Source organism: Streptomyces sp. NPDC001880 (genome assembly GCF_053594575.1).
In genome coordinates, this window is the sequence record NZ_JBSFET010000105.1 from 1 (window position 1) to 17,788 (window position 17,788).

Sequence of the window (17,788 nt, forward strand, 5' to 3'; positions counted from 1 at the left end):
CGAGGACGCTGCGGATGGTGGACACCGCGGAGTACAAGCGGCGGCAGTACCCGCCGGGCACGAAGATCTCCCCGAAGGGCTTCGGCAAGGACCGTGGGATTTCTCGGGATCGCCGTACTCGGCGTGCTGGCCGTCAAGGTCTTCATCGAGGTCCAGCGGCTCGGGCGCCAGGTGACGCGGACGACCGAGCGCATCAACCGTGCCGCGGAGGACCTCGAACGGGCGGCGACGGACCTTGCCGCGACCGGCGAGGCGCTGCGCTAAGGGCTGTTCCGTAATCCCCGGTGGGCGCACGACGACAGCTACTTCCCCAAGCTCTCGGCTGCACTCGAGCAGGGGAGACCCCACTCCTCGCCGCGTTGTCGGAACGTCCGCATACATCCAGTATGCGGACGTCCCTCCGCCTTGCGATGCACCGCATCTGACGCCGCGCGCTGATCCACCGGGGATTACGGGACAGCCCTCAGTGCCGCGGCACCAGCAGGCGAGCGGACTCTTGATTCACCGGTGCGGAGGTACCCTGCTGACGCCTGCCCAGGGGCAGGCGCGGGCCGCAAGCGGGAGTATGCACGGGCATTGCCTTGCGTTTACCCCTGCAGGTTACGATCGCTGTCAGCGCGCAGGCTGGACGTGTGTCCGGCCGAATGGGTAGCGAGCCCGCCCTCCAGTCGCCTCAGTGAGAAGGAAGTCGCACATGATCGGCAATCTGAAGCCCCTCGAGATCGTTCTGATCATCGCCGTCATCTTGCTGCTCTTCGGTGCCAAGAAGCTTCCCGACATGGCGCGTTCGCTCGGCAAGTCGGCCCGCATCCTCAAGAGTGAGGCCAAGGCCATGAAGAAGGACGACGCGGAGCCTGCGGGGCCCACCGCGGAGACCGCTGCGGACACCTCACCGCAGGCGGCGCCCGCCCGTACCATTCAGGCCGCTCCGGGAGACGTCAGCAGCGCCCGTCCGGTCAGCGAGGCCAAGCCCACCACCCAGAACTGACAGCTGCCCCGCTCCACCGACAGCTGCTGCACGAGACGAGGGAAGTGGGTTGCTCAAGTCTGCCCGCAAGCAGGAGAAGGACGACGAGGGGCGGATGCCTCTCCTCGATCACCTGCGTGAGCTGCGCGATCGACTGCTGAAGTCGGTCCTGGCCATCGTGATCGCCGTGATCGCGGCAGCGTTCTTCCAGAAGGAAATCTTCGAGTTCCTGATGAAGCCGATCCTGGATTCGGTCGGCTGCAAGAACGGCGCCGTGACCATGATCAATGGTCGACCGTGCGCGGAGATGACCACCAACGGTCTGCTGTCACCGTTCACCATCGCGCTGAAGGTGTCCCTGATGACGGGTGTGCTGGTGGCCACCCCCGTCTGGCTCTACCAGCTCTGGGCATTTGTGGCCCCAGGCCTGCACAAACACGAGAAGCGCCACGCGGTGGCCTTCGTCGCGGCCGGGGTGCCGCTCTTCCTGGCCGGCGCCTACCTGGCGTACGAGATCCTGCCGCAGACTGCCCAGATCATGCTGGGATTCACGCCCGACAACGTGAAGAACCTGCTGCCGCTGGACGACTTTCTCGACTTGATCACCCGCATGGTGGTCGTCTTCGGGCTGGCCTTCGAGCTGCCACTGTTGCTGATCCTGCTCAATATCACCGGGGTCCTGTCCGGCGTTCGCATGCTGCGCTGGTGGCGCGGGATGATCATTGGACTCACCGCGTTCGCGGCCATCGCGACACCGGGCGGCGAGCCCATCTCGATGCTTCTGCTCTCGGGTCCGCTCGCGGTGCTCTACTTCATCGCGGTGGGTTTCTCCCTTCTCAACGACAAGCGCAGGCAGCGTTCCAATCCCGATGCCGGCCTTGACGACGACGAGGCTTCGAAGCTGGACCTCACCCCCGAGGACATCGAAGAGGTCGAATCGGTCTCCTCCAGCAGGGCGTTGCCTACCCAGGCGAACTCGGACCATGACCGGGTCAACGGTTACGACGACATCACCTGACCTTGTAGGGTCCCCGGGTGACCAGCGAGATCACCCTTTTCGTCAATCCCACCGCAGGACGCGGCCGGGGCGCGCACGCCGCGCAGCCGGCCGCTTCCGCGTTGCGGGACGCCGGATTCTCCGTACGCACGGTGCTCGGTGAGGACGCCGGCGACGCCCTGCGGCGGGCCCGCGAGGCCGTTGCCGCCGGGACCGGTGCCCTGATAGCCGTCGGAGGGGACGGCATGATGTCGCTCGCCCTGCAGGCGGTCGCGGGAACGACGACGCCGCTCGGGGTCGTGGCCGTCGGCACCGGGAACGACTTCGCCCGCGCTCTCGGGTTGCCGGTACGGGATCCTGCCGCCGCCGGACGGCTGGCCGCCGAGGCGCTCAAGGGGGGTGCCGTGCGCGAGATCGACCTGGGCCGGGTCGGCGACCGGTGGTTCGGGTCGGTGCTGGCCTCCGGCTTCGACTCCCGGGTCAACGACCGCGGCAACCGGATGCGATGGGTCGGCGGACGCTTCAAGTACGACCTCGCGATCCTCGCCGAACTCGCCGCGTTCAAGCCCATCCCGTATCGCGTCAGGCTGGACGGCGGACCGGTGCGGGAGATCGAGGCGACGCTGATCGCCGTCGGCAACGGAACGACGTACGGCGGCGGCATGCGGATCTGCGCCGACGCCGTCATGGACGACGGGCTCTTCGACGTGACCGTTGTCGGGGACTGCAGCCGCACCACCCTGCTCAAGGTGTTCCCCCGCGTCTACAAGGGGACCCACCTCGGCCACCCCGAGGTCACCGTGCACCGGGTCTCCTCGATCGAGCTGGCCGCGGCCGGTGTCACCGCGTACGCGGACGGTGAACAACTCGGGGCGCTGCCGCTGACCGCGCACTGTGTGCCGGGCGCGGTCGGGGTGCTCGTGCAGGGTTCTCCCAGCGGGATTTAAAGATCGCGTCACTGTCAGAGGCGGCGGGTAGGCTCGTAAGCAAGATGACAGAGGACCTCTCACCAGCTGAGCGATACCAGGCTTCTCGGATCCGTGCCGCCGAGCAGGCCACCGCCCTCGCGCCCTTCCGCGAGCTGTACGAATTCGATCTGGACCCCTATCAGATCGAGGCCTGCGAGGCCCTGGAGGCCGGCAAGGGGGTGCTCGTCGCGGCCCCGACCGGCTCGGGCAAGACGATCGTCGGCGAATTCGCCGTGCACCTCGCCCTCGAACAGGGCCGCAAGTGTTTCTACACCACCCCCATCAAGGCCCTGTCCAACCAGAAGTTCGCCGACCTGGTCAAGCGCTACGGACCGGAGAAGGTCGGCCTACTGACCGGCGACAACAGTGTCAACGGCGATGCCCCGGTGGTCGTCATGACCACAGAGGTGCTGCGGAACATGCTGTACGCGGGCTCGCAGGCGCTGCGCGGCCTCGGCTACGTGGTGATGGACGAGGTGCACTACCTCTCCGACCGCTTCCGCGGCGCCGTCTGGGAGGAAGTGATCATTCACCTTCCGGATTCCGTGACCCTGGTGTCGCTCTCGGCGACCGTGTCCAACGCCGAGGAGTTCGGCGACTGGCTGGACACCGTCCGCGGTGACACCCAGGTGATCGTCTCCGAGCACCGCCCCGTGCCGCTCTGGCAGCATGTGCTGGTAGGCCGCCGGATGTACGACCTCTTCGAGGAGGAGACCGACCACGGTGGCCGCGGCGCCGGACGCCGCGAGGTCAACCCCGACCTCGTCCGGCTCGTCCGGATGGAGAACCAGCGCGGGTACAACCCCCGTGAGCGCCGCCGCGGCAAGATGGTCCGGGAGGCCGACCGCGAGCGCGAGCGGCGCCAGCGCAGCCGGATCTGGACCCCGGCCAGGCCCGAGGTCATCGACCGGCTGGATGCCGAAGGGCTGCTTCCCGCAATCACGTTCATCTTCAGCCGGGCCGGCTGCGAGGCCGCCGTACAGCAGTGTCTGCACGCCGGACTGCGGCTCAACGACGAGGGCAAGCGACGCCTGGTCCGCGAGATCGTCGAGGAGCGGACCGCGTCCATTCCCGGCGAGGACCTCCATGTCCTGGGCTATTACGAATGGCTCGAAGGACTGGAGCGGGGCATCGCCGCGCACCACGCGGGCATGCTGCCGACGTTCAAGGAAGTCGTCGAGGAGCTGTTCGTGCGCGGGCTCGTCAAGGCCGTCTTCGCCACCGAGACCCTCGCCCTCGGCATCAACATGCCTGCGCGCTCCGTGGTGTTGGAGAAGCTCGTCAAGTGGAACGGCGAGCAGCACGCCGACATCACCCCCGGCGAGTACACCCAGCTGACCGGGCGGGCCGGGCGGCGCGGCATCGACGTCGAGGGCCACGCGGTGGTGCTGTGGCAGCGCGGCATGGACCCGGGGGCGCTCGCCGGACTCGCGGGTACGCGTACGTATCCGCTGCGGTCCAGCTTCCGGCCCTCGTACAACATGGCCGTCAACCTGGTGCAGCAGTTCGGGCGGCACCGCTCGCGCGAGCTGCTGGAGACCTCCTTCGCACAGTTCCAGGCGGACCGGTCGGTGGTCGGCATCTCCCGGCAGGTCCAGAGGAACGAAGAGGGGCTGGAGGGCTACCGGGAGGGCATGACCTGCCACCTCGGTGACTTCGAGGAGTACGCGCGGCTGCGCCGCGACCTCAAGAACCGGGAGACCGAACTGGCCAAGCAGGGCGCCACACAGCGGCGGGCCGAGGCCGCGGCGTCCCTGGAGCGGCTCAAGCCCGGCGACGTCATCCATGTGCCCACCGGAAAGTTCGCCGGACTGGCGCTTGTCCTCGACCCCGGCCTGCCCGCCGGGCGGACCAACGGGCACGGCCATCGCGGGCTCGAATACCACGACGGGCCGCGGCCGTTGGTGCTCACGGCCGAGCGTCAGGTCAAGCGGCTCGCCTCGATCGACTTCCCCGTTCCGGTGGAGGCGCTGGAGCGGATGCGGGTGCCGAAGTCGTTCAACCCGCGCTCCCCGCAGTCGCGCCGCGACCTGGCCTCCGCGCTGCGGACCAAGGCCGGGCACATAGTCCCCGAGCGGCACCGCAAGGGGCGGTCCGCCGCGGCCGACGACCGGGAGATCGCCCGCTACCGGGCCCAGCTGCGTGCGCACCCCTGCCACGGATGCGCCGAGCGTGAGGACCATGCGCGCTGGGCCGAGCGATATCACCGCCTGCAACGCGACACCAGGCAGCTGGAGCGCCGGATCGAGGGGCGGACGAACACGATCGCCCGCACCTTCGACCGGATCGTGGCGCTGCTCACCGAGCTCGACTATCTGCGGGGCAACGAGGTCACCGAGCACGGGCGCCGTCTGGCGCGGCTCTACGGCGAGCTCGATCTGCTGGCGAGCGAGTGCCTGCGGGCGGGTGTGTGGGAGGGGTTGAACCCCGCCGAACTCGCGGCGTGCGTCTCGGCGTTGGTGTACGAGGCACGGCAGGCCGACGACGCGGTGGCGCCGAAGCTGCCGTCGGGACCCGCGCGGACCGCGCTGGGCGAGATGGTCCGGATCTGGGGCCGGCTCGACGCACTGGAAGAGGAATTCAAGATCAACCAGGCGGAGGGTGTCGGGCAGCGTGAACCCGACCTCGGCTTCGCCTGGGCGGTCTACATGTGGGCGTCGGGGCGGACGCTGGACGAGGTGCTGGGCGAGGCGGAGATGCCGGCCGGGGACTTTGTGCGGTGGTGCAAGCAGGTGATCGACGTGCTGGGGCAGATTGCGGCTGCGGCGCCTCGGGACGGGAGCTCTGTGGCACGGAGTGCGCACAAGGCGGTGGACGCGGTGTTGCGGGGGGTTGTGGCGTACAGCTCTGTGGGGTGACCTGATCGCGGCGGGGAGCGGTTTCCCGGGGCGGGCGTTGTGCGGTCTGCCCGGTGCAATGCTCCTGGGGGCCCGCGCCGTCGGGCCTCCCCTCCCGCTCTGAACCCCGCTCCCCGCCCCTTCTCCCTCCCCTTCGACGTGGACTATCCGCCGTTCCGGGAGAGCTGACCCACGGGCCGGACCACACCGGCACCCGGCCGGTCCGCATGGAGCGGACCGGCCGGGCGTCCTCTTCCGCCGAGCAAATCCCTTGTCTCAGGTCGCGCGCTTGCCGCTCTTCATGGACACGGCCACGCAGGCCAGTCCCAGCAGCACGGTCAGACCGCCGATGATGACGTTGCTGAGGACGATGCCGAGGTCCGGGCTGCTGCCGACGATCCACGTCGAGAGGATCGTCCAGATCCCCATGGCACAGATGGCCCAGCTCAGGCCGTACATGCGATCCGGCATGACGGTGAAACCGAGGCCCAGTGCCGCGATCGCGATACCCATGATCAGGTTGTGCGTCGCGAGTGCGGGCTGAGTCGCCGTGAAGTGCAGCACCCACGGCGAGACGGCGCAGTAGAGACCGACGAGGAACACCGGCGCGTCCACCAGGGCCACATCGCGGCCACCGAGCATGCGGGCATAGCGATCGCGCATTTCGGAAACATCCGGGTGACTGGCCATGTCACGGCCGGTGTGCGAGAGGTTCGACATGGGTTGTCTCCTTCGCTCCTGCAGACCAACCAGCCTCTTCTGTGCGATAAGCGGCCTGCAATGTCATTCTGCGCTTATGTCGTCCTTATGTGCAGATCCAGGACCCGCAAGATCCGTGGGAACCGCATGGGGGCACGTGGGGTCCGCGCGATCCGGGCCACCGTCCAGCCGCCCCGCCAGGGCCACCGGACCGGGCGTCCGCAGCACCCGGTCCCCGTACTCCGGCAGCGGCACGTGCAGCGGCTCCGTCCAGCGCGAGGGGATCGCGCCGTCGGGTTCATCCGGTCAGCGTACGGAACGCGGTCTTCTCGTGGGCGAGATGGGACCGCACGCAGCTGTGCCGGGGCGTGGACCGTACTGCGGGGCTGGCCGAACCGGCGGTGGAACCGGCCGAGTTCTCCTGTGATCCGCCGGAACAGGCCGTCAGGGCCAGGACAACCACTGCCGTCAGGGCGGCGGCGGTGCGGGATTCCGTGAGACGGACGGTCAGGTCGCGGTGTGCCGCGATCAGGGCACGTCGACCTCCACCGAGTGCCAGCCGGTCGCACCGTCGGGCACGGTGCCCACGCGATCGCCGGTCTGGGTGGCACCCGTTCCGTCGGTGGCGCGAACCTCAAGGGTGTGACGGCCCGATGTGGCGGGCCACTCCCACACCCACTGGCGCCAGGTGTCCCGGGTGTCCGCCGCAGCCAGCCGCGCCGTGTGCCACTGCCCGCCGTCCACCCGGACCTCGACCCTGGAGATACCGCGGTGCTGGGCCCAGGCCACTCCGGCCACCGGCACGATGCCGGCCCTGGGAGAGGCGAACGGGCGGGGGGTGTCGATCCGCGACTCGGTCTTGACCGGTGCCTCCTCGGCCCAGCCCCGCTCGACCCAGTAGGCGTCGTAGTCGGCGAACGTCGTCAGCTCGATTTCCTTGATCCACTTGCAGGCGGACACGTATCCGTACAGGCCGGGAACGACCATCCGGACCGGGAAGCCGTGCTCGAAGGGCAGGGGCTCGCCGTTCATGCCGAAGGCCAGCAGAGCGTCGCGCCCGTCCATGACCGCCTCGACCGGTGTACCGATCGTCATGCCGTCCACGGAGCGCGCCACGATCTGGTCGGCGGGCCCGCCCTTCGACGGGGGGCGTACTCCCGCGTCGCGCAACAGATCGGCCAGTCGGACGCCGAGCCATCTGGCGTTGCCGGCATAAGGCCCGCCGACCTCGTTGGACACACAGGTCAAAGTGATGTCCCGCTCGACGACCTCCCTTCGCAGCAGGTCGTGGAGGCCGATGGTGACGGGCCGCGCCACACCCTTGCCATGGATCCTCAGCCGCCATGTGCCCGCATCGACGCGTGGCACGACCAGAGCCGTGTCCACCCGGTAGAAGTCCTTGTTCGGAGTGATGAACGAGCTCAGCCCCCGAATCCTCAGATCGGCGCCGGCCGGGACCGCCGGTGCGGTGGAACGCGGTGCCGGCAGGACCAGGTCATGACGTGAAGCGGAGGCTCCGGACTGGACGGACGACGTGAGCCGCCGCCCCAGGATTCCCGCGCCGGCGGAGGCGACCGCCGTGACGGTGGCCGCGGTCACGAAGCCACGGCGGTCGAAGCCGCCGTTCGCTCCCTCGTCCCTCTCCTCAGCCGAGGGAGAGGGACGAGGAGTTGGTGCGAGCCGTCCGACCAGGAGGCAGAGCACTCCGGCGGCCACGGCGGCACCCACCAGCGAAGGCAGCGCGTCGGCCGGCGTGCCCTCCGGGCGCCCTGCCGCTGCCACCGCCCCGACCAGGCCGAAGACCAGGACGGCAGCCGAACCCGTCCGCCGGTGCCGCAGTGCCAGCACCCCGATCGCCATGGCGAAGAGAGACAGGAGGATCAGGATCCCGAGGTTGAGCACCAGCTTGTCGGCGGTGCCGAAGTTCCGTACGGCGAACTCCCGCACGGCCTGGGGAGTGCGGTCGATCACCGCACTCCCCACCGCTGTGACCGGGCCCGCCTCGGGGCGTAGGAGAGCCGCGACCAGTTCGGCGACCGCCAGGGCACAGAACCCGGCGATCAGACCGCTGAGCGCGGCGAGGGCGGTGCGAGCCCGCACCGGTCGCCCGGGCCGGCCGGCCCCGGGCTGCGCATCGTCTCGATCTTCACTCACGACCGGTATTCGTCGCTGTGCGCCGGATGGATTGGTCCCTCATTCGACCGAGTGAGAATTCTTTCCGCCGGGTGTGGACCTTTCATCCACGCCGCCCGCCGTCACCGGTGGCCGCGTGCCCGTTCGAAGCGGGCCCGTGCCTCCGCCAGGTCGACGAGCGGTTCCGGGTAGCCGGTCGCGGACCGTCGGGGCCCGGACAGTTTCCACGGCTCATGGATCTCGCTGTCCGCCAGATCCGCAAGTTCCGGCACCCAGCGGCGCACGTACGCACCGCGCGGATCGAACCGTTTGCCCTGGACGACGGGGTTCAGGACCCGGTTGGGGCGGGTGTCGGTGCCGGTCCCCGCCATCCACTGCCAGTTGAGCTGATTGTTCGCCAGATCGCCGTCGACCAGCAGGTCGAGGAAGTGCCGGGCACCCACGCGCCAGTCCACGTAGAGGGTCTTGGTGAGGAAACCGGCCACGAGCATCCTGCCCCGGTTGTGCATCCATCCCTCATGCGCCAGCTGCCGCATCGCCGCGTCGACCAGCGGATAGCCGGTGCGCCCCGAGCGCCAGGCCTCGACCTCGTCCTCGTCGGACCGCCACCGGTCGTGCCGCGTTCGGTAGTCCTCCCAGGCGGCGTCCGGCCGGGCGGCGAGCACCTGGTGATGGAAGTCCCGCCACGCCAGCTGCCGCACGAAGGCGTCGGCGCCCGCTCCGCCCCGCTGCCTGGCCCGGTCGATGGCTTCGGCCGCCGAGACACAGCCGAAGTGGAAGTACGGGGAGAGTCTGGAGGTCGCGTCACCGGCCAGATCGTCGTGACCGCTCTCGTAGTCGGCCAGCGGGCCGCGCAGCCAGGACGACAGCAGCCGGCGGCCGGCGAACTCGCCGCCCGTGGCGAGCCCGGGGGAGGTCCCTGTCACCTCCGCCCGTTCCGGCAACGGCTCGGACCTCACGCCTTCCGGCAGCCGCACCGTGTGCGGCGCGGCAAGTGTGCTCCGTACTCCCGCCGCCTCCCAACGCCGGAGGTACGGGGTGAACACCGCGAAGTGATCGCGGCCGGCCGGGACGACCCGGCCCGGGGCGAGCGCGGTGACCACGGCGTCGTGCACGCGCAGGGTGCAGCCGACGGCTGCCAGAGCCGTACGCAGCCCCTCCTCGCGTCGCGTCGCGTACCCGCTCACCCCGCCGGCGACGTGCAGGCTCCGCGCACCGGTCTCCACGACCACGGCACGGGCGACGGCCACCGCGTCGCCCTCCCGCACGACGAGCCGTCCGCCGCGGCGGCGCAGCCCGGCATCGAGGTCGGCGAGGCAGTCCGCGAGAAACGCCCGCCGGTTCGGCGCGTCGAAGCCGGCCCGGTGGATGCCCGGGTCGAGGACGAACAGCGGGACGACGGCATCCGCGTCGCCCGTCGCGGCCCGCAGCACCGGATTGTCGTGCACGCGCAGATCGGAGGTGAACAGTGCCACGGAGACCGTCATGGATGTGTGTTCCTTCCGGATTCGGTCATACCGCCCTTGTACGAGGGGCGGTCGTCGTCCGGTCCGGCGGGCCGGACCCGGGTCATGCTGCCGGGAACTCCATCAGCATCAGTGGCGCGGACGTCGGCCGCGCGGAGCCGCCGGCGGGTTCCACCGTGATTCCCACGCCCGATGCCCCGTCCACGGGGCCGTCCAGCAGAAAGGCGCCGCTCGCGGCCGGGGACTTCATCATCCCGGCGGAGCGCATGGTGCCGCGGTCGTCGAACCACAGCTGGTACACCTTGCCGTTGGGCGGCTGTCGTATCCCCGAGGCCATGAACACGGCCCGGTCCACACTCCGCGAGACCACGACCGTCCCCTTCGTGCCGTCCTTCATCGTGCCGGAGGAGGCCTCGGCGTCCGGTGCGGCGAGGACCTGGGTCAGCCGCTCGTTCCGTTGCTGTGCAGCCAGGGCCTCCTGCCGGGCGTCCTGGGCCGCACGGTGCTGCCAGACAGCGGTCCCGCCGAGTGCGACGGCGGCGGCGAGACAGGCGGCCAGCGCGAACCTCGGCAGGCGGCCGCCCAGGCCGGAACCGCCTGCGCCGCGCCCCGCGGCACTGCCGCCCCCGGCCGGCGCGTCGTCGCAGTGGTGCCGCCCGGCGCCCGACGGTGACTCCTGTCGTACGGTCGTGATTTCCCGCAGCACCCTGTCGCGCAGTCCGCGCGGCGGGGCCCCGGTCACCGCGAGGCCGAGCCGGGTGGCGGTCTCGGACAGCTCGTGCACCTCGACGGCACAGGGCCCGCAGTCGGCGAGATGCCGTTCGAAGTCCGACCGTTCGCCGTCCGACAGCGCGTGCAGGGCGTACGCCCCGGTCAGTGTGTGCAGTTCGGCCTTGCTCATGCGCTCACCCCGAGGCAGTCGCGCAGCCGGATCAGCCCGTCGCGCAGTCGTGTCTTGACGGTCCCGAGCGGCACGCACAGCAGTTCCGAGACCTCGCGGTAGGTCAGCCCCCGGTAGTAGGCGAGGGCCACGGACTGCCGTTGCAGTTCGGACAGCGTCCGCATGCAGCGGTGGACCTGTTCGCGCTCCAGCCGGCTCTCCACCTGCTCGGTGACCTCGTCGAAGGCGGGCGTACGGTCCAGCAGTGCTGCCCTGTGCCCGCGGGCCGACGACGCCTCGGCCGATCGCACCCGGTCCACCGCCCGGCGGTGGGCGAGCGTCAGCACCCAGTTCATCGCGCTGCCCCGGGAGGCCCGGAAGCGGGGGGCCGTACGCCACACCTCGACCAGTACCTCCTGTGCGACCTCCTCCGACTGGGCGGGATCGCGCAGCACGCTGCGCACCAGCCCGAGGACGGGCCCGCTGACCACGTCGTACACCTCGGCGAAGGCGTCCTGGTCGCCCCGGGCGACCATGCCCAGCAGCTCCTGCAGATCGGGCCTCGCCGAGGGCGCTCCGCTGATGTGCACGGCTTCCTTCACGCGGGCTTCCTCTCTGATCGCGCATCGGCTCTCCGATGTGATCCGGAACCGACGGCAGCGCGGATTGGTCAGTGCGCGAGATCCTTCCACGCATCCCGAAATTCGCGATACATCGTGGTTGACGCCGTCCGAGCGGCGCGAGGAAGACCGGCGCGAGGAAGACCAGCGGTCCGAACGGCGAGAGCAGGATCGGCAGCACCGGCAACGGCCCCATCGCCGGCTGGGGGATCCCCGGCCGACGCCCCTTCCAGAAGCATCCCCCGGCCCAGCGGCAGATCCCAAGCATCATCTGCCCGGCCGCCGGCCGGGGCGTACGGGGGTGATCCGGTGTTACGCGGCGCTCTCCTGCTCGCGCTCCACCTGTGCGTTCCACGCACGCTTGACCGAGCGCCAGGCGTCGTCGTTCTGGCCGAGCCGCCAGTAGCCCGAGATGGACAGCCGGTCGAGCGGGATCTTGCGCTCCAGGCGCAGATGGCGGCGGATCTCCTTCACGAAGCCAGCCTCGCCGTGGACGAACGCCCGGACCTCGCCCGCGGGGAAGTCCAGCTCCTTCACGGCGGCGGTCAGCGCCTCGCCGACCGGGCGCTGACCGCGGTGCAGCCAGGTCACCTCGACGCCGTCGGGCGTCACGATCTTCTGCTCCTCCTCCGCGTCCGCCACCTCGACGAACGCGTGCACCACCGCGCCCGCCGGCATCTGCTCCAGGGTCGCCGCGACGGCCGGCAGCGCGCTCTCGTCGCCCGCCAGGAGGTGCCAGTCGGCGGAGGCGTCCGGCCCGTAGCCGCCGCCCGGCCCCAGGAAGGTCACCTGCTCGCCCGGGACCGCCCGCATCGCCCAGGGACCGGCGAGGCCCTCGTCCCCGTGGACCACGAAGTCGATCGCCAGCTCACGGGCGACCGGATCCCAGGAACGCACCGTGTACGTACGGGTCGTGGGCCACAGCTCCCGGGGCTGCTCCTCGCGGATGCGGGCCATGTCGAAGGGGTGCGCGTAGTCGGCGCCCTCCGGGGCGAAGCAGAGCTTGACGTAGTGGTCGGTGAACCCGGAGAGCCCGAAGCCGGCCAGGCCCTCGCCGCCGAGCACCACGCGCACCATGTGCGGGGTGATCTGCTCGGTGCGCACCACCTCGGCCCCCTGCGCCGTGGGTGCCTGCCGCGCCGGTCGTTCTGCCACGAGGTTCTCCCTGCTCCGATGTGCTTAGGCTTACCTAAGCTAGCATCTCAGGCGTGCAGAGCGGAGAGCAGGCGCTGCAGCGCACCGCCCAGTCCCCATCGCTTCGCGAGGGCTTCGAGGGCGGCCGGATCACGCGGCCCGGCAGGCAGCGCGGGGTCGAACTCCGGCAGGGGGACGTCACCGGCGACCCGGACCACCTTCGGTGCGACGGCCACGTACTCCCGCGCCTCGTCGAGCCGCTTGCGCTGCGACGGTGTCAGCCCGGCCTTCGGGTCGTCGACGGCGGCCATGATTCCGGCCAGATCGCCGAAGGTGTCGAGCAGCTTCGCCGCGGTCTTCTCCCCGATGCCGGGGACGCCCGGCAGCCCGTCGCTCGGGTCGCCGCGCAGCAGAGCCAGGTCGGCGTAGCCGGAGCCGTCCACCCCGTACTTCTCCCGCAGCCACGCCTCGTCCGTGAGCTGGAGCGAGCCGACGCCCTTCAGCGGGTAGAGCACCCGCACCCCGCGTGCGTCGTCGACCAGCTGGTAGAGGTCCCGGTCGCCGGTGACGATGTCCACGGGGCCGGTGGCCAGGCCGGTGAGTGTGCCGATCACGTCGTCGGCCTCGTAGCCCGCGACACCGACCCGGGCGATGCCGAGCGCGTCGAGCACGTCCTCGATGACCGGCACCTGCGGGGCCAGGGTGTCCGGGGTCTCCTCCTCGTCGGGCAGCCCCCCGGCGGTCTCCACCGCGACCCGGTGCGCCTTGTACGAGGGGATCAGTTCGACCCGCCAGTGGGGCCGCCAGTCCGCGTCCATGCAGGCGACCAGGTCGTCCGGCCGGTGGTCCTGCACCAGGCGCCCGATGAAGTCGAGCAGCCCGCGCACGGCGTTGACGGGCGTCCCGTCCGGGGCGCGCACCGAGTCGGGGACCCCGAAGTAGGCGCGGTAGTAGAGGGAAGCGGTGTCGAGGAGCATCAGGCGTCGCGTCACACCCCGATGATGCCGCACACCGCCGACACCGGCCGTTGCGGACACCGGCCGCGGGAGCGCGTGGGCAAGGGGGCGAGTGGCCGCAAACGTTCGCTCACATGTGATGTGGGACACTCTTTCGTTTGGGTTGTTCAAGCGGGGGCAGGCGCGCAGCCGGAGCGGATCACGTACCGGTTTCAACCAGTGTGCGTGCCATGCGGGCCGAATCCGCGTCGCTCCACGGTCTGCCGGAGGGGGTGGCAGACCGTTTTTCGGTTCAACCCGCGAGGTGTATGTGTCAAGGCTGCAAGCTGAACGCTTGTACAAAGTGTTCGGCAGACGACCCGATCAAGCCGTGCAGAAGCTCGAAGGCGGCGCCGACCGCGACGAGTTGCGCGCCGACGGAACGACCGCAGCGGTGATCGACGCCTCGTTCACCGTCGAACCGGGACAGATCTTCGTCGTGATGGGTCTGTCCGGGTCCGGGAAGTCCACGTTGCTGCGCATGCTCAACGGACTTCTGGAGCCCACCGCCGGACGTGTGCTCTTCGACGGCCAGGACCTGACCGCCCTGAGCCCCGCCGAACTGCGCCATGTCCGGTCCTCCAAGATCAGCATGGTCTTCCAGCACTTCGCGCTCTTCCCTCACCGCAGTGTGCTGGAGAACGCCGCGTACGGCCTGGAGGTCCAGGGCGTACCGCGTGCCGAGCGCGAGAAGCGCGCCGCCGAGGCGCTGGAGCTGACCGGCCTCGCCGGCTGGGAGAAGTCCTGGCCCGACGAGCTGTCCGGCGGCATGCAGCAGCGTGTCGGCCTGGCCCGCGCCCTGGCCACCGACGCCGACCTGCTGCTGATGGACGAGTCCTTCAGCGCACTCGACCCGCTGATCCGCCGCGACATGCAGGACCAGCTGCTCGAACTGCAGAAGCGACTGAAGAAGACCATCGTCTTCATCACCCACGACCTCAACGAGGCCATGCGCCTCGGTGACCGTATCGCCGTGATGCGCGACGGGAGGATAGTCCAGCTCGGCACCGCCGAGGACATCCTCGTCACCCCGGCCAACGACTACGTCGCCTCCTTCACCCAGGACGTCGACCGGGCCAGGGTGCTGACCGCGGGCGCCATCATGGCCGAGCCGCACACCGTCATGGGCAGCAGCACGGAGGACGGCAAGGAGCTGCGCACCCCGGCCGATGTGCTCGCCGCCGCTCCGGCCACCGTCACCGAGTCCACGCCGATCATCGAGCTCTTCACGCCCTGCTCGCGAAGCAGTGCCGCGGTCGCCGTGACCGACACCGAGGGCGAACTCGTCGGCGTCGTGCCGCGCGCCCGTCTGCTTGCCGTCCTCGGTGAGCCGATGACCCCCGCCGAGGCCCCGCAGGACATCGAGCCCGGCACGGTCGGCACGAAGAAGGTGGCCAGTGTTTAGGCTCCCTCTCGGCGACTGGGTCGACTCCGCCGTCGGCTGGCTCCAGACCCATCTGGCCTGGCTGTTCGACGCGATCAGCTCGGTCGTCAGCACCATGTTCGACGGCATCGCCGCCGTGCTCTCCGCCCCCGCCCCGCTGCTCTTCGCGGGCATCGTCGCAGTCATCGCCTGGTGGCTGCGCGGCCTGCTCGCCGGTGTGCTCTCCTTCGTCGGCTTCGCGGTCATCGACTCCGTCGAGCTGTGGGACGAAGCGATGGACACCCTCACCCTGGTGCTCGTCGCGACCATCATCGCGCTGGTGCTGGCCGTACCGCTGGGGATCTGGGCGTCCCGCTCCAAGACCGTCAGCGCGGTGACCCGGCCGGTCCTGGACTTCATGCAGACCATGCCCGCCATGGTCTACCTGATTCCCGGCGTCATCTTCTTCGGCGTCGGCGTGGTGCCCGGCATCATCGCCACCATCATCTTCTCGCTGCCTCCGGGCGTCCGGATGACCGAGCTCGGCATCCGCCAGGTCGACAGCGAGCTGGTCGAGGCTGCCGAGGCCTTCGGCACCACCAAGCGCAACATCCTGCTGCGGGTCCAGCTGCCGCTGGCCCTGCCCACGATCATGGCGGGCATCAACCAGGTCATCATGCTGGGCCTGTCCATGGTGGTCATCGCCGGCATGGTCGGCGGCGGCGGCCTCGGTGGCGCCGTCTACCGCGCCATCGGCAACGTGGACGTCGGTCTCGGATTCGAGGCGGGCATCTCCATCGTCATCGTGGCGATGTACCTGGACCGGATGACCGGCGCGCTCGGCCGTGAGGTCTCCCCGCTCGCCCGCCGCGCGCTCGCCAGGGCGCAGGCGATGGCCGGCGGATTCAAGATCTGGAACCACCGCCCGCAGCCAGTCGTCGCGGTCAGCGGCGTCGTCGTCCTCGCGCTCGTCGCGGGCGCCCTGAGCGTCTTCGGCTCCTCCGGCCCGGACAAGAGCGAGAGCACCGCCGGCGGTTCGGACATCGGCGCGGGCAAGAAGATCAGCATGGGTTACATCCCGTGGGACGAGGGCATCGCCTCCACCTACCTCTGGAAGGAGCTGCTGGAGCGGCGCGGTTTCGAGGTCGACGTCAAGCAGTACGAGGCCGGCGCGCTCTACACCGGCATGGCCAACGGCCAGATCGACTTCGAGACCGACTCCTGGCTCCCGGTCACCCACGCCAGCTACTGGGAGAAGTACCAGGACCGCCTGGAGGACATGGGCTCCTGGTACGGCCCCACCTCGCTGGAACTGGCCGTCCCGTCGTACATGAAGGACATCCAGTCGCTGGACGACCTCAAGGGCAAGGGCGAGCAGTTCAAGGGCCGGATCGTCGGCATCGAGCCGAGCGCCGGTGAGATGGGCCTGCTCAAGGACAAGATCCTGCCGGGCTACGGCCTGGACGAGGAGTACAAGGTCGTCGACGGCTCCACGCCGTCGATGCTGGCCGAGCTGAAGCGTGCGTACGCCAAGGAGGAACCGATCGTCGTTCCGCTCTGGTCGCCGCACTGGGCCTACAACGAGTTCGAGCTCACCAAGCTCAAGGACCCCAAGAACCTCTGGGGCGAGGGCGACGGCATCCACACCCTGGCCCGCAAGGGCTTCTCCGCCGACAACCCCGAGGTCAGCAGCTGGCTCAAGAACTTCAAGATGAGCGAGGACCAGCTCACCAGTCTCGAGGCGCAGATCCAGAAGTCCGGCTCCGGCAATGAGCAGGAGGCCGTCCGCACCTGGCTGAAGGCCAACCCGGGCCTCGCCGACAAGTGGACCCCGGTCGCCGGGTCCGGCACGGCCAAGGGCGCGAACGGCAAGGACGAGCGCGACCGCGCCGTCGAGATGGCCTGGTTCCCCTGGGAGGAGGACATCGCCGCCACGTACCTGTGGAAGGCGGTCCTGGAGGAGCGCGGCTACAAGGTCAACCTCAAGCAGTTCGAGGTCGGCCCGATGTACACCGCGATGTCGCGCGGCCAGATCGACGTGCAGTTCGACGGCTGGCTGCCGTACACCCAGAAGAACTACTGGGAGAAGTACGGCTCGCAGCTGAGCGACCTCGGGTCGTGGTACGGCCCGACGTCCATCGAGGTCGCGGTGCCCTCCTACGTGAAGGACGTCAAGTCCCTCGCCGACCTCAAGGGCAAGGGCGAGCAGTTCAAGGGCCGGATCGTCGGTATCGAGCCGGGTACCGCCACCATGGAGAACCTGAAGAAGAACGTCCTGCCGGCCTACGGCCTGGACAAGGAGTACAAGGTCGTCGACTCCTCGACACCCGGCATGCTCGCAGAGCTGAAGCGCGCGTACGCCAAGAAGGAGCCCATCGCGGTGCTGCTCTGGACCCCGCACTGGGCGTACAGCGAGTACGGCATGACCAAGCTGGAGGACCCCGAGAAGGCCTTCGGCGACGGGGACCGGCTGCACACCATCGCGTCCAAGGACTTCCCGGAGAACTACCCGCAGCTGACGAAGTGGTTCAAGGACTTCGAGCTGAGCGAGGACCAGCTCGCCGGCCTGGAGAACCAGATCCAGAAGCGCGGCGCGGGCCACGAGGAAGAGGCCGTGAAGGCCTGGATGGAGAAGAACCCGGGCATCGTGGACAAGATGGCCCCGCTGTAGGGCCTCCCGCAGGACACGGAACCCGGAAGGGGTGGGCACCGCCGACGGCGGTGCCCAC

General features: G+C 69.8%; 14 protein-coding genes. 7 read left to right on the forward strand and 7 right to left on the reverse strand.

Annotated features, from left to right (window positions below; translation table 11 throughout):
* Positions 1-93: 93 nt before the first annotated feature.
* The 5 genes from ACWCQ6_RS31460 (at position 94) to ACWCQ6_RS31480 (ending at position 5,790) form a co-directional block, all read left to right on the forward strand.
* Positions 94-264, forward strand: a complete 171-nt coding sequence (locus ACWCQ6_RS31460; RefSeq protein ID WP_451095013.1) for a hypothetical protein — start codon at positions 94-96, stop codon at positions 262-264.
* 430 nt (positions 265-694) lie between these two features.
* Positions 695-988, forward strand: a complete 294-nt coding sequence (tatA, locus tag ACWCQ6_RS31465; RefSeq protein WP_451095015.1) for a Sec-independent protein translocase subunit TatA — start codon at positions 695-697, stop codon at positions 986-988.
* Positions 989-1,037: 49 nt separating this feature from the next.
* Complete coding sequence (gene tatC / locus ACWCQ6_RS31470; RefSeq protein WP_451095017.1) at positions 1,038-1,985, forward strand: twin-arginine translocase subunit TatC; 948 nt, start codon at positions 1,038-1,040, stop codon at positions 1,983-1,985.
* Positions 1,986-2,002: 17 nt separating this feature from the next.
* Positions 2,003-2,911 carry a diacylglycerol kinase gene (locus ACWCQ6_RS31475; protein ID WP_451095019.1) on the forward strand — a complete coding sequence of 303 codons (909 nt, stop codon included), beginning with the start codon at positions 2,003-2,005 and terminating at the stop codon, positions 2,909-2,911.
* A gap of 44 nt (positions 2,912-2,955) precedes the next feature.
* Positions 2,956-5,790 carry a DEAD/DEAH box helicase gene (locus tag ACWCQ6_RS31480; RefSeq protein WP_451095021.1) on the forward strand — a complete coding sequence of 945 codons (2,835 nt, stop codon included), beginning with the start codon at positions 2,956-2,958 and terminating at the stop codon, positions 5,788-5,790.
* Between the two features lie 255 nt (positions 5,791-6,045).
* Here ACWCQ6_RS31480 and ACWCQ6_RS31485 read toward each other — a convergent pair whose 3' ends face one another.
* From ACWCQ6_RS31485 to ACWCQ6_RS31515, 7 genes are all read right to left on the reverse strand, one after another.
* Positions 6,046-6,489, reverse strand: coding sequence for an SPW repeat protein (locus tag ACWCQ6_RS31485; protein WP_451095023.1), 444 nt, complete (start codon positions 6,487-6,489; stop codon positions 6,046-6,048).
* Between the two features lie 507 nt (positions 6,490-6,996).
* Entirely contained in the window at positions 6,997-8,568 is a 1,572-nt protein-coding gene (locus tag ACWCQ6_RS31490; RefSeq protein WP_451095037.1) for a molybdopterin-dependent oxidoreductase, read from the reverse strand.
* 155 nt (positions 8,569-8,723) lie between these two features.
* On the reverse strand, positions 8,724-10,088 hold the full coding sequence (locus tag ACWCQ6_RS31495) for a cryptochrome/photolyase family protein (protein ID WP_451095025.1): 1,365 nt from the start codon (positions 10,086-10,088) through the stop codon (positions 8,724-8,726).
* An 82-nt stretch (positions 10,089-10,170) separates the two neighbouring features.
* The gene (locus ACWCQ6_RS31500) at positions 10,171-10,968 is read right to left on the reverse strand and encodes an anti-sigma factor (protein ID WP_451095027.1); all 798 of its coding nucleotides are present in this window, start codon (positions 10,966-10,968) and stop codon (positions 10,171-10,173) included.
* Positions 10,965-11,549, reverse strand: a complete 585-nt coding sequence (locus tag ACWCQ6_RS31505) for a sigma-70 family RNA polymerase sigma factor (protein ID WP_451095029.1) — start codon at positions 11,547-11,549, stop codon at positions 10,965-10,967. Before ACWCQ6_RS31505 ends, ACWCQ6_RS31500 begins: the two co-directional genes overlap by 4 nt.
* 330 nt (positions 11,550-11,879) lie before the next feature.
* Positions 11,880-12,722: a siderophore-interacting protein gene (locus tag ACWCQ6_RS31510; RefSeq protein WP_451095031.1), complete on the reverse strand. Its 843-nt coding sequence runs from the start codon at positions 12,720-12,722 to the stop codon at positions 11,880-11,882.
* A gap of 47 nt (positions 12,723-12,769) precedes the next feature.
* The gene (locus ACWCQ6_RS31515) at positions 12,770-13,678 is read right to left on the reverse strand and encodes a 5'-3' exonuclease (protein WP_451095039.1); all 909 of its coding nucleotides are present in this window, start codon (positions 13,676-13,678) and stop codon (positions 12,770-12,772) included.
* A gap of 349 nt (positions 13,679-14,027) precedes the next feature.
* On the opposite strand from ACWCQ6_RS31515, the gene ACWCQ6_RS31520 reads away from it, so the two are divergent.
* Positions 14,028-15,101: a quaternary amine ABC transporter ATP-binding protein gene (locus tag ACWCQ6_RS31520; RefSeq protein ID WP_451095033.1), complete on the forward strand. Its 1,074-nt coding sequence runs from the start codon at positions 14,028-14,030 to the stop codon at positions 15,099-15,101.
* On the forward strand, positions 15,094-17,730 hold the full coding sequence (locus tag ACWCQ6_RS31525) for an ABC transporter permease/substrate binding protein (protein ID WP_451095035.1): 2,637 nt from the start codon (positions 15,094-15,096) through the stop codon (positions 17,728-17,730). Before ACWCQ6_RS31520 ends, ACWCQ6_RS31525 begins: the two co-directional genes overlap by 8 nt.
* The last annotated feature ends 58 nt before the right edge of the window (positions 17,731-17,788 follow it).